Annotated in this window: 7 protein-coding genes; 4 read left to right on the forward strand and 3 right to left on the reverse strand. The window is 45.7% G+C overall.

Annotated elements, in window-relative coordinates; all coding sequences use genetic code 11:
* Positions 1–71 precede the first annotated feature (71 nt).
* Together BUR09_RS09045 and BUR09_RS09050 are read right to left on the reverse strand one after the other, a co-directional pair.
* Complete coding sequence (locus BUR09_RS09045; protein WP_074216621.1) at positions 72–3,230, reverse strand: efflux RND transporter permease subunit; 3,159 nt, start codon at positions 3,228–3,230, stop codon at positions 72–74.
* A 2-nt stretch (positions 3,231–3,232) separates the two neighbouring features.
* Positions 3,233–4,627, reverse strand: coding sequence for an efflux RND transporter periplasmic adaptor subunit (locus tag BUR09_RS09050; RefSeq protein WP_074216622.1), 1,395 nt, complete (start codon positions 4,625–4,627; stop codon positions 3,233–3,235).
* A gap of 341 nt (positions 4,628–4,968) precedes the next feature.
* Between BUR09_RS09050 and BUR09_RS09055 the strand changes: the two genes are divergently transcribed.
* Genes BUR09_RS09055 through BUR09_RS09065 form a run of 3 tightly spaced genes read left to right on the forward strand, consistent with a single transcriptional unit; the run spans position 4,969 to position 9,553 of the window.
* Positions 4,969–6,558 (forward strand): ArnT family glycosyltransferase, encoded by a 1,590-nt coding sequence (locus BUR09_RS09055; RefSeq protein ID WP_074216623.1) that lies wholly within the window; start codon positions 4,969–4,971, stop codon positions 6,556–6,558.
* On the forward strand, positions 6,558–7,100 hold the full coding sequence (locus BUR09_RS09060; RefSeq protein ID WP_074216624.1) for a hypothetical protein: 543 nt from the start codon (positions 6,558–6,560) through the stop codon (positions 7,098–7,100). Before BUR09_RS09055 ends, BUR09_RS09060 begins: the two co-directional genes overlap by 1 nt.
* A gap of 26 nt (positions 7,101–7,126) precedes the next feature.
* The gene (locus BUR09_RS09065; protein ID WP_074216625.1) at positions 7,127–9,553 is read left to right on the forward strand and encodes a penicillin-binding protein 1A; all 2,427 of its coding nucleotides are present in this window, start codon (positions 7,127–7,129) and stop codon (positions 9,551–9,553) included.
* 248 nt (positions 9,554–9,801) lie between these two features.
* Here the strand turns inward: BUR09_RS09065 and BUR09_RS09070 are convergent, their stop codons facing one another.
* Complete coding sequence (locus tag BUR09_RS09070; RefSeq protein ID WP_074216626.1) at positions 9,802–11,178, reverse strand: ATP-grasp domain-containing protein; 1,377 nt, start codon at positions 11,176–11,178, stop codon at positions 9,802–9,804.
* A 292-nt stretch (positions 11,179–11,470) separates the two neighbouring features.
* Here BUR09_RS09070 and BUR09_RS09075 point away from each other — a divergent pair, with 292 nt between their 5' ends.
* Positions 11,471–12,862, forward strand: coding sequence for an NAD(P)/FAD-dependent oxidoreductase (locus BUR09_RS09075; protein WP_074216627.1), 1,392 nt, complete (start codon positions 11,471–11,473; stop codon positions 12,860–12,862).
* The last annotated feature ends 310 nt before the right edge of the window (positions 12,863–13,172 follow it).

The raw sequence follows: 13,172 nt of genomic DNA on the forward strand, positions 1-13,172 counted from the left end.
GAAGAGGGTGTTTATATGGAAGCCGTGTAGTCGTCAATAAGAAAATATATTTTTTTCAAAAAAAGTTGATATCAGGACTTCTCTTTTACTTTTTTTGCAGCAGCGTCAGCTCTGGTTTTCATTTTCCTTTCAAAAAATTCAAGTAATCGTTGCAGGTGGTAATAGAATCCCGGAACAAGTAACGGGGCAAAGACGGTAGCGGTAATCATACCGCACATAACTGCTATACCGAGGGAGTGCCTGCTCGCAGAGCCTGGTCCGGAAGCTACGACAAGCGGTGAAACACCAAGTACAAAAGAGAATGCAGTCATAAGCACTGCGCGGAAACGTATTTTTGCCGCCATAAAGGCAGCTTCTTCCGCTGACTTGCCTTCCTTGTAGAGATCCATCGAGAACTCAACAATAAGAATAGATGTCTTTGCCGCCATACCGATAAGAAGAACGACCCCTATCTGCGCATATATATTGTTGTTCAGTTCAAAGAGCGGTGCCCAGTAGTGGGTGCCGGCAATGGCACCGAAGATTGCTAGTGGAACTGCGCCGACAATAGCGACCGGCATAACCCAGCTTTCATACTGTGCTACAAGGAACAGGTATACAAAGGTAAAGGACAGCAAGAAGATGAGCGGTGCAAGGTTGCCTGCTTCAATTTCCTGCAAGGAAAGGGCTGTCCATTCAAACGTATAGCCTGGAGGAAGCTCGTTGGAGAGTCTCTCCATTGTGGCAATAGCATCACCGGAACTATAACCCGGGGCAGCGTTACCATTGATAGCTACCGTGCTATAGAGATTGTAATGAAATACCTGTGCAGGACCTAAGATCGGAGTGATTGAGGCAACAGAACTGATCGGAACCATTTCTCCTTTACCGTTGCGTACATAGAACAGCCAAAAGTCTTCAGGTTTCGCACGGTATTTTGCATCAGCTTGAATGTTTACCTGATAAATTTGTCCTTGGCGCACAAAGTCATTCACATAAAGGGAGCCGAACTGTGCCTGTAAAGTGGCATAAATATCTCCGAGAGAAATTCCCATAACCATGGCCTTGTTGCGGTCAACCTCAAGAAAATATTGCGGAACATCTGTTCGGAAAGTTGTGTAAGCGAACAGTACAGCTGGGTCTTGCGTAGCTTTCATTGAAAGCTGTTGTGCAACCTTGGCGATATTTTCCGGCGGGCGGCTTAACGTATCCTGCAGCTGGTAAGCGAATCCGCCTGTAGTACCGATACCCGGAATCGCCGGCAGCTCGAAAGATCTGAGTGAGGCATTTGGATAGTTCCTATAAAGTTTGTTGGCTTCCGCCATGATGTCACGCAGGGTTTTACCATCGGGACGGCTGTCCCAATCTTCAAGCATGACAATAATAAGGCCGGTATTGGATAAGTTGCCGGAAAGGAAACTGCGTCCTGCAACTGTAATAACGCGTTCTACCCCACTCACTTTTTGGGTCATATCGGTAACTTCTTCCAGAACACGTTGTGTCCTGTTCATTGATGATGCTTCTGGCAGTTGAGCATCAACAAAGAAGAACCCTTGATCTTCATTCGGGATAAATGCTGTCGGTGTTGTTTTGTACAGATAGCCCGTGGCGGAAAAAATAACGATAATGGCGACCAGAGTAAGAAGGCCTTTGCGCAGGATTGTCGTGATTATGGTTCCATACCGTTCCGTTGACCATTTTATTGCACGGTCGATAGGTCGAAGAAATGAGATTGGTTCCAGCTGTCCTTCTTTAAGGAGAAGTGAACACAGAGCAGGGCTGAGCGTCAGTGCGTTTACTGAGGATATGAGCACGGATACCGTGATAGTTACAGCAAATTGTTTGTAGAGGCCGCCTGTAATACCGGGCATGAACATGACAGGAACAAACACAGCCAGCAGTACCAGCGTTGTGGCTATGATCGGGCTTGTAACTTCGGACATAGCGATACGCGCCGCTTCCTTCGGCGGTAGTTTAGACTCTGTGATATGCCGTTCAACGTTTTCGATAACTACAATGGCGTCATCAACCACAACACCGATGGCAAGAACAAGGCCGAATAGAGAAATGGTGTTGATGGAATATCCTAGAGCTTGCATGACAGCAAATGTGCCGACAAGGGATACAGGAATAGCTACCGTAGGAATGAATGTTGCCCGTACGTTTTGTAGGAACAGGAATACAACAAGTACAACAAGGCAGACAGCCTGAAAGAGGGTTTCTACTACTTCATCAATGGAACGTTTGATAAAAATTGTCGTATCATAAGGTATTAGGTAGTCGATTCCTTTGGGAAACTGTTGAGATAAGACTTCCATGCGTTTGTAAATGTTTTGTGCAATTTCTAACGCATTGCCGTCACTCGTTTGATACACAACAACAAATGCCTGTGGCTTGTTATTTAGCTTTGCATTGAAGTCATATGACTCGTCTCCGAGTTCTGCATGCCCGATGTCTTTTACTCTAACGATTGCGCCGTCAGAGGTGGCGCGGAGGATGATGTTGTTAAATTCTTCTGCGGTAATCAGGCGTCCTTGAGCCTGAACAGTATAACGGAATTGTTGTTGTTCAACGTTCGGACCGCCGCCGATGCTGCCTGCAGCAACAATAATGTTTTGCTGTTGCAGTGCATCTTGTACATCTGACGTGGTCATGCGGTATGATTCCATCAGCTTCGGGTCGAGCCAGATGCGCATTGAATATGGTGAACCGAAAATTTGTACGTCTGAAACGCCGTGTATTCGTTTCAGTGGGTCAACAATAAACTGTTTTGCATAGTTGTTTAGGAACAAGCTGGAGTAGCTGTTGTCCGGTGAAATGATACTGACACCGAGCAACATGGTGGGAGACTGTTTGTTAACAGTTACCCCAAGTCGCCGAACCTGTTCCGGCAGGTTTGGGTCGGCCTGAGATACACGGTTTTGGACGTTAACTTGAGCCATGTCGGGATCTGAGCCCGGAGCAAAAGTGATGGTTGTTGTTGCGGTGCCCGTCGTGTCTGCTGAAGACGAGATGTAGATCATGTTTTCAACGCCGTTGATATTGTCTTCAAGGGGCTTAATGACCGTACGTTCTAAAATTTCTGGACTGGCACCGGGGAATGTTGCTGTCACTGTGACAACAGGCGGAGTTATGTCAGGATATTGTGCAATAGGCAGTGTAAGTATTGCTAATCCTCCCACAAGGGTGATGACGAGAGAAATCACGATGGCGAATTTAGGCCGATCAATAAAGAAATGACTGATCGTCATAGTTAGCTCCCGCTATTGGAAGTGGAAGGTGTGTTTGGGGAGTCAGATGAGCTTGATTTTGGCGGAACTGGTTCTGCTGGCCATTGTTCATTACTGCCAGATGAGTTGGTGTCTTGTGTTGATGATTTTTTTGTCCAGCGGGGATTTTCAGGGATGTTCTTTTCTGAGCCGGTTTTTTGAGGAGCAACACTTGATGATGGCGAGGCTTTTGCAGGCTTTTCCTGAGTCTTTTTTGAATCTTGTTTGGAATCCTTGGTTATGACGCCTGTTTTGGGATCAAAGGTTACGATGTGTGGGGTGACAGGTTTGCCCTGCTGTATTTTTTGTAGCCCTTCAACGACAATACGTTCTCCTGCCTGTAATCCATTCATTACAACCCACATTGCATTAAGGCGCATGCCCAGTTCAACCTTACGGGAAGAAGCAATATTGTTTTTATCCACAACCATAACGCTGTAGCCTGACTGGCCTTGTTGTACGCATGATTGTGGGATAACCGGCATAGGTTTTTTTTCGGCATCTTCCATTATGACAGCGACATACATTCCCGAAAGAAGCAGGTTGTCTGGATTAGGGAAAATGCATCGTACTTCTATTGTTCCTGTATCCTTATCAACAAATGGCTGTGCGAAATCGGGTTGACCTTCCAGAGGGTACATGGCTCCGTTTGGAAGTTTTAGCGTAAAACGTACTTTTCGAGATGAACGGTATCCCCATTTGGCACGGTAGGTGACCATGTCTTTTTCATCTATGGTGAAGTACACATAGATAGGGTCAATTGAGTAGATCGTGGCTAATGTGCCGCTGGAAGGGGAGATAAGGTTGCCCACGGAATAAATGGTTCGACCAATGCGTCCTCTGAGTGGAGCGGAAATAGTCGTGTAGCCAAGATTGATGGTGGCTGCATATACCTGAGCTTTAGCAGCATCTACTTCGGCAGCTGCTTGCCGTTCCGTACTGGTGTAGGCGTCCAACTCTGATTTACTAATATTTTTTCCTGCATATAACTTAGCGCCGCGTTGCAGGTTTTGTTTTGCTTCTATAAGGGCTGCCTGTGTTTTTTCCACATTGGCTTTTGCAAGCTGGAGGTCGGCTTCAAATGGTCTTGGGTCTATTTTGAAAAGTACTTTATCTTTTGCAACAATATCACCTTCGACAAAGTCCCGCTCGATTAAAAAACCTTCCACGCGGGATTTAATCTGCACGATGTCTTTGGAATCCACGCGACCTACAGCTTCCCATCTGTTTGCAACTGGCACTTCATAAACCGAAATAACATCTACATTAGGCGCAATCGGTTGTGGTTGATCACCATTGCCGGAACAGGCTGTGAGTATGAATACACAAATGCAAGATACTGCTATGGAAAAAATTCTCTGATGGTAACAGGCTCCCATGCCGCCTCCGGATTATGTCGCAATATTATTTTGAGTCACTGCTATACGGAATGTTTCTGAATCCGATGAAAAGTGAAAATGGTAAACAGGGGGGTATGTTACCATATTTTTTGCGCGACGCTAAGAGGGGAGATGATTATATCTATGAAGAATTTGTGAAATAAAATTCCGAAATACGGGGTTGTTATCAGAAAGGGGGCAGAGTTGACAATTGGTGATAACTGGTATGAATTAGGGAGCCTTTTATGATTAAGGATATAATGCGCATTTTTTTGTGTTTAATACATCGTTCTGAACGCTGATAATGCGTGATCATTGTATATTGTTTTGTGAGGTCTATTTTGAATAATACAGCTATTTGGCAGCGACATCCATACTTAGTGGCTGCCGCGATTATTGCTTGTACCACCTGCATCCGTATCGCATTTCTATGGAGTAACCAGCTTGATCTTGTGTATGACGAAGCCCAGTACTGGGATTGGACTCGTCACATGCAGTTTTCTTACTACTCCAAAGGACCTCTGATTGCTTGGATCATCAAAAGTTGGACCAGTATTTTTGGTGATACCCAGTTTGGCGTCCGTATCGGCGCTGTTTTTAACTCTTTTTTGACTCAGAGTATTTTGTTGTACGGCATGGGACACTTGATGAAACGTCCTGTTGCTGCTCTCTGGGCAGTTATTCTTGCTAACACTATCCCGCTATTCCTTGCTTCCGGCATTTTGATGACAACGGACAGCCCGTTGCTCGTGTGTTGGCTAACAGCCTTGTTTGCTGTGTATGCAGCAAGTGAGAATCCAGAAGGAAAAGCCTCTTACATCGTACTTGGTGTTACGATGGCTTTGGGTATTCTTGCTAAGTATATGATGCTGGCCATGATTGGCGTGGTGTTTTTCTATTGTATCGGGCTGTGGCGCAGAAGAATGCTCAGCAAGGTGTTTGTAAAGCGTATTGCCATAGCAATGACTATTGGTACAGTTGTCGGTTTCTTACCGATTTTGATCTGGAATATGCAGAATGACTGGGTGGGCTTCCGCCATGTTGCTAAACTCGCAGGGGTGAACAAGTCTGCCATCGCAGAACCGTTCTTCCGCTTTGATCGTTTTCCTGAATACTTTGGTTCTCAGATTGGCCTACTTACCCCTTGGTGGTTTGCTTTCCTCATCTTCGGCGGTTGGACTGCTTTGAAGCAGGGATGGACAAAAAAAGGTGCTGAAGCGCTTGGCGATGACAGCAGAGTGCGTGAAGCGCTTCTGTTAAGTGTCGGTTTCTGGATGCTGTGGGGCTTCTTTATTTTCTGGAGCTTCCATAAACGTATTTACCCAAACTGGTCTGCAATGAGTTATGCGGCAGGTATTATGCTTGCGGCAATTGCTGTAGAGCAGGGACATGTGTGGGGTAAAAATGCATTAGTTATCCGCGGCAAGCGAATTCCGCTCCGTAAAACCGGCGTCATTATCGGCGTAGTTCTTTTCCTTCTTATGCATTCTCTTGGAGAGCTGCCATTTAGAAGCCGCTCATTTAACCCTGCAATGCGTTTGATGGGTTGGACAGATATGTCTGATAAGCTTCAAGAGCTTACTGATAACATGCCGAACCCTGATAAAGTGTTTTATTTTTCTGACCGCTACGGTGTAACAGCCAGCCTTTCATTCTATGCTCCTGGTCAGCCGCAGGCATTCTGCGCGGACTTTGGCCGCAGGAAGGCACAATATGACCTGTGGGAAACACCGGAAGCCAAAAAGGGCTGGGACGCTATCTTTGTGCGTCATAAACCTATTGATGTTCAACCACTTAAGGAGTTGTTTGAATCCGTGGACGTTATGGAGTATCAAACAACGCATACGAACGGTTACGGTCCTAAATATTATATTGCGATCTTAAAAAATTATAACGGCAAATGGCCAAAACGTGACAGTGGAAGTTATTAATGACTACACCTATCTCTACTAAAACAGACCCGACTGTTTGTGAGCGTTGCGCACAAAAATACCATACCTGTTGTCACGCAGAGCCTCAGGATGTTGAACTTTGTTTTCCTTTATCAGATTCTGAGTGGGAAAAAGTTAAGGCAGCAGTACCCGATATGGATGGGGAAAATTTCGTTGCCAATACGCCTGAATTTATCAAGACATTAAAACGTCTTTTTCCGCATGATGGAAAAAAAATAGATGCACAGTTTCCTGCAAACGAGACTCATAGGGTTCTGCGTTCCAACGAAAAAGGATATTGTGTGTATCTGACAGAGCAGGGGTGTATGCTCCCGAGAGAAGCACGCCCGTGGTTCTGCCTGCTGTTTCCCTTCTGGGTACGCGGTAAGGAGCTGACCATGTTCACGGCACAAGGCTGTCTTGTATGTCGTGAGACTGACACCGTAGAAGATTCACTGGAACTGCTGGGAATGGACAAATCTCAAGTGAGAGAGTTGTTTGCGTTACTGCGTTCCGCATGGGGCTTCGATAAAGACGAGTAGTTCCCCTGCAAACGAGATTAAATTTTATGAAAAAAATATTCCTGTATACCTCTATCGGCTTTCTGCTCGTAGCGGCCATTGGCACGCTGGGTGCTACCGGTTTGTATTGGTGGGCATCCAAAGATTTGCCAAGTTTTACGCGCATCAACGACTATCAGCCGCCGTTGGTAACAACTGTATATGCTCGCGATGGACAAGTACTCGGGCATTTTTACAGGGAAAAGCGTTTCTTAGTCTCCCATGAAGATATGCCGGAGCTTGTGAAGCGCGCCTTCCTCGCTGCTGAGGACGATAGTTTTTATGAACATGATGGTGTTGATCCTAAGGCGATCTTCCGCGCATTTGTTAAAAACATGCGTGCCGGTTCGATCCGACAGGGTGGTTCAACCATCACTCAGCAGATTATTAAGCGTTTGCTTCTTTCTTCTGAAAAAAGCTACGAACGTAAGCTTAAAGAAGCTATTCTCGCTTTCCGTCTTGAGCGTTATCTGACAAAAGACGAAATTCTTACCATTTACCTTAATGAAATTTACCTTGGTGCCGGTGCCTACGGTGTAGAAGCAGCTGCACGTACGTATTTCGGTAAGCATGTAGATGAACTTACCGTTGCGGAAGCAGCCATCCTTGCGGGGCTTCCGCAGGCTCCTTCCAAATACAACCCGTTGCGTGCCCCGGGCTCTGCAAAGGCTCGTCAGCGTTATGTATTAGGTCGTATGCTTGAGTTAGGTTGGATTTCCAAGGAGCAGTATGACACTGCTGTTACAGCGCCACTCGTATACAAAAGCATGGAAGACCCAAGTTGGAAACGCGGTGCGTGGTATCTGGAAGAAGTGCGTAGAAAGCTTATTTCATACTTAAGTGAAGACAACATGCGTAAGCTTGGCATTGAGCTTCCGCGATACGGCGAGGACGCAGTCTACGAAGCCGGTCTCAAAGTCTACACTTCTGTTAATCTGGATTATCAGGATGCTGCAGAAAAAGCACTGCGTGCAGGTTTGGAAGCTTCTTCCAAACGTCGCGGATGGCAGGGACCTATTCAGTCCATTGAACCAGATATGATGAATGATTTCTTGCAGCAGCAAGAAGTTATTCCTGCACTTTTGACTGATAAAAAATGGGTTCAGGTTTTAGTAACCAAGGTAGAAAAATCCGGTGCGGATGTACGCTTTGGAGAGATGCAAGGACACATCTCTGTTAAGACAATGAACTGGTGTCGTAAGCCGAACCCTAAGGTGGCGACAGACCATGTGCCGGCGATAAAAGATGCACGTCGGGTAGTTAAAGTCGGTGATGTTGTATGGGCCTCAGTGGATGTTCCCGAACCTCTCAAAGAAAGCTGGGAGCCTGACCTGCTGAATGAAAAAGATGTCATTCCGCTGGCATTGCAGCAACATCCGAATGTTCAGGGCGCGTTTGTTTCAATAGATCCGCGAACCGGCGATGTCCTTGCTCTTGTCGGTGGCTACTCTTTTGCAGAAAGTCAGTTCAACCGTGCAACTCAGGCAAAACGTCAGCCTGGGTCTGCGTTTAAACCAATTGTATATTCCACTGCTATAGACAACGGCTACACGCCAGCTTCTATCGTGCTGGATGCACCTATTGTATATACAGATCAGTCTACATCTAAAGTTTGGCGTCCAGAAAACTTTGGAGGCAAATTCTACGGTCCAACTCTGTTACGTACAGCGCTTGTTAAGTCCCGTAACTTGTGTACCATCCGTGTTGCCAAGGAATTGGGAATACCAAAGGTTGTAGAACGTGCAAAAGCAATGGGGCTTGAAGGTCCGTTCCCGTTTGATCTTTCTGTTTCCCTTGGCTCTGTGGCGGTTTCACCAATCAACCTGACAGAAGCGTATACAACCTTTGCTAATGGCGGTCAGTGGGTTAAAGGGCGACTTATCAGCTCTGTAAAAGATGCATGGGGTGATGATATTATCTCCATTGAAACTCAGCGTACCCAGGGGATGGATCCAGAGACAGCCTATATCATGTCTACTTTGCTCAAAGAAGTTGTTCAGGATGGTACAGGTTGGCGCCTCAAAGTGCTTAAGCGTCCTATCGGCGGTAAAACAGGTACAACAAATGATGAAATTGATGCATGGTTTGTTGGTGTTACACCGTACCTTGTTTCTGCAGCATACGTAGGCTTTGACCAGTTAACCCCTATGGGTAAATGGGAAACTGGTTCCCGCGCAGCTTCACCTGTGGTGCGTGATTATCTTCAGGAGGTTATTAAAGACTTCCCAGAGGAAGACTTCGAAATGCCTTCTGGGGTAATTCAGGTACGAATTGATGCCGGTTCCGGCAGGATCGCCAGTGCCTACAGTGGTAAGAGCTATTTCCTTCCATTCAAGGAAGGAACACAGCCTACCATTATGCAAGGCGCGAGATTGACTCGCGAGCAACAGGACCCTGTTGAAAGTGGTGAGGATCTGCTGAAGCAGATGTTCTAACAAATCGTAATAACAAGCTGGTGTAACTAAAGTTGCACCAGCTTTTTTTATGACTGAAGTAGAAGAGAAGCGGGTTTTGTAGAATAAACTGACTCAATTTTTTGCATTGAATTACTTTTGTGGAAGAGGTGTTCGATTGCCCCATGAATTGATTGTTACTCTTGAAAATTCTTGCCAAACAACACCAAAATGCCCCGATGATTATCTCCATCGGGGCATTTTGTTTTATGTGGTTTATGTATTAATAGTTATTTGATTATCCGTTTTGGTCGTTCTGGAGATAATCCTTGTGGATAGATAGTGATGCTTTCCAGAAAGGTATCAGCAATGAATTGGCCTGTCTCGTTTAAGGTGCCGTTGGTGCGTAGTAATGGTTCGTTCCAATTTAATGTGCTGATAGGTCCGCCTGGTGCCACAGATACGGAGGCTTCCGGAGTCTGTGTCACGCCAAATGGAAGTTTTTCATATTCTACAGGCTTCTTTTTTACTGTCACAAAGTGAGGCTGAGTGTTGTGGAAAATCATTTGCCCCAGCTGCGGTTGCATAACTATAAGCTCCCGTAATGGAACTTGTGGTGGTGGTGGAAGTTCCAGAAATGATGCCATATGCGTCATGTACACGTCCGGTCTGTCCAGTGCTCTGTCAATGCTGGAGCACATCTTAGATGAACCAAGGAACCGAGGGTTAGCTTCGATAAAATACAGCTGCTCTTCGTGGAGTAGGGCGTCTATGCCAAAGGCTCCAATAAATCCTCTTGAAGCAAGCCATTGCCCAACATCACGAACCATCGCCTCAAGATGGTTTATGGTACTGGCGGGAAGGTCGCGAATCATACCAAAGTCGTTTCCGGAATAGCCTGCGTTGTGTGGGGTTAACTCCGGTACTCCAATACATTGCAAGCTGAGCGGGTGGAGGGCTACTCGACCGTCAGAGAATACGGTTGCTGAAGCAGCAAGAGATGAGGCACCGGAAAAATAGGGGGAGTAGGCAATTAGTGGAGCTTTATTCTGGGTAAGCCATTCCCAAGCTGCTTCAAAGGTTTCTTTAGAGTCGATACGGATGAGTCCTGATCCTGCTGACGCAGCATGCACGCGAAGCATGATAGGAGCTTCCATGGTCGCACGAAAAATTTCCTGTTTAGATGATTCATTTATTTCAAGGTATGTCCATGGGATAGTCCGTATCCCAGCATCATGCAGTGCAGTTTCTATCCATGTTTTGTGGTTGAATGTTTGTTGGAGCTCAGAGAATAACCCTAACATCTTAGTGTGTTTATGGTGAAGGAAGTAAGCCGTGTCGATAAATGACATTGGCTTGTAAGGGATCAGGCAACATGGTTCTTCCAGCTCTTTAATTAAAATACGTCGTAGTTCTTTTATTCCATCCGAAGTGTCGGAGGATGCTTCATAAGTGTAAGGATTCACCCTTTGGTGCATCATTTCTTCATAAGTGTGTTCAGTAATTGCTTCGTGCTGCGCGGGGCTTCCGTAGCAAATGGAAACAATTGGGTTCTTGAAGTCGGTAAGCGGGATAGCATCGCACCCTCTACTCCCAACCCAAACGATCTTACGATCTTTAATCTTTCCATGGAGATGTTTCCGGTATGTTGAACGTTCAGTAGGCATAACTACCTCGGCTCTGGAGTTTGGGGTTAATACAAAACAGATATGATGCGACTAGGCGCGTCATCCTTACGAGTGTAGGGCAGGTGACGCGATGGTTAGTATTATAGAATGGAGAAGTGCTTTTTTTGAAAATTGAAATTTTCTATGTTGACATAGTTTAGATTTCGAGTACAGGATATACTAAGCCATTGTGCGCGCGCTTTGGAACGCACGTCGCTTGAGGTTGTATTCTGTACCGTTCGCGAAGGAGGAATGCAGCCTAAGCCAAATAGAATATTTGGAGATTGTTATTATGTCTAACAAGACAGATTTTGATGTTATTGTTGTTGGCGGCGGCCCTGCTGGGCTGTTTGCTTCCTACTACCTTGCAGAAAATTCTAATCTTTCTGTATGTATGATTGACCGCGGCCCGGCGGTAAAAAATCGAACATGCCCAATTGGAAAAACCCAGAAGTGCGTGAAGTGTAAACCTTGTCATATCCTTTCCGGTATTGGCGGTGGCGGGCTTTTTTCCGATGGTAAGCTTAACTATATCCACAAGCTTGGAAAGACAGATTTAACCCAGTTTATGGGACTGCAGGATGCAAAAGATCTGATCGATGAGACTGAAGTAATTTTCAACAAGTTTGGCATGGATGGCCCTGTTTATCCTTCTAACATGGACAAAGCTAAGGCTATCCGTAAGGAAGCGAATAAGAATGGTATCGACCTTCTTCTGATTAAGCAGAAACACCTTGGTTCTGACTGTCTTCCAGATCACATCGACAACATGTCTACCTACATTGTAGAGCGTGGTGTTGAACTTAAGACTAAGGAAGAAGTAAAGCGTGTTGTAGCTGAAGAAGGAAAAGTGAAGGGTGTTGAAACCAATAAGGGCACCTACACTGCTAAGAAGGTTATTCTTGCTCCAGGGCGTGTTGGCGCAGACTGGATCAGTACTGTGTGTGAAGAATACGGCCTGAAGGTTTCCCAACGTGGTATTGAAGTTGGTGTTCGTGTAGAAACACACAATGATGTAATGTCCGACATTACTGATGTTGTGTACGATCCGACCTTCTTCGTACGTACTTCAAAATATGACGACCAGACTCGTACATTCTGTACGAACCCTGGTGGCTTTATCGCACTTGAAAACTATCAGGACTTTGTATGCGTGAACGGCCATGCTTTCCGCGATAAGAAGTCTGAGAACACCAACTTTGCGTTCTTGTCCAAAGTTGTGCTGACAGATCCGGTTTCTGATAACACCGGCTATGGTACTGCCATCGGCAAACTTGCAACAATTATCGGTGACGGTAAGCCAATCCTGCAGCGTCTTGGTGATTTACGTCGTGGCAGACGCTCCACTTGGACTCGTATTAACAATGGGCACATTGCACCGACCATGACCAACGTTGTGCCGGGTGACATTGCAATGGCGCTTCCAGAGCGTATTGTGACTAACCTTGTTGACGGTCTTGAACAGCTTAACGCTGTAATTCCAGGTATCGCGGATGACGGCACCTTGTTGTACGCTCCAGAGATTAAATTCTTTGCAACACAGGTTGAAACTTCCAACGATCTTGAGACGTCAATCAAAGGTCTCTACGTGGCTGGTGACGGCCCTGGTGTGGCAGGTAACATTGTTTCTGCTGCAGCAACCGGTATTATTCCGGCGAAAGCTATTATTGCAAAAGGTAAATAAGCCTTGAAACAATGATGTACGATCAGTTCGTGAGACTGTTCCATATATATGATATTAAAGCTGCGTGCCGAAAGGTGCGCAGCTTTTTTTGTAGGTGGTGGAAAAGGCAAAAAAAAAGACCACCAATTGGTGGACTGAAAAAAGGTAGATACAAAAAGAGAGAATCTACCTACAAACTCTGTCAGCATTTTTATGCTTGTTTCGGCCTTGCCATGCACCTTGTGCACCGGCTCCGAATCCTGAGAAATTTATCCGGTAGATTCTCTCACTGTCTGTTCGTTCTGAGTAACCATTAGCCTGTCTTACCCTC

The organism is Halodesulfovibrio marinisediminis DSM 17456, assembly GCF_900129975.1.
Classification (GTDB): Bacteria; Desulfobacterota; Desulfovibrionia; order Desulfovibrionales; family Desulfovibrionaceae; genus Halodesulfovibrio; species Halodesulfovibrio marinisediminis.

Coding starts and splice junctions, on each gene's coding strand:
- BUR09_RS09075 (WP_074216627.1), top strand. CDS start 11,471: ATGTCTAACAAGACAGATTTTGATGTTATTGTTGTTGGCGGCGGCCCT.
- BUR09_RS09065 (WP_074216625.1), top strand. CDS start 7,127: ATGAAAAAAATATTCCTGTATACCTCTATCGGCTTTCTGCTCGTAGCG.
- BUR09_RS09070 (WP_074216626.1), bottom strand. CDS start 11,178: ATGCCTACTGAACGTTCAACATACCGGAAACATCTCCATGGAAAGATT.
- BUR09_RS09045 (WP_074216621.1), bottom strand. CDS start 3,230: ATGACGATCAGTCATTTCTTTATTGATCGGCCTAAATTCGCCATCGTG.
- BUR09_RS09060 (WP_074216624.1), top strand. CDS start 6,558: ATGACTACACCTATCTCTACTAAAACAGACCCGACTGTTTGTGAGCGT.
- BUR09_RS09050 (WP_074216622.1), bottom strand. CDS start 4,627: ATGGGAGCCTGTTACCATCAGAGAATTTTTTCCATAGCAGTATCTTGC.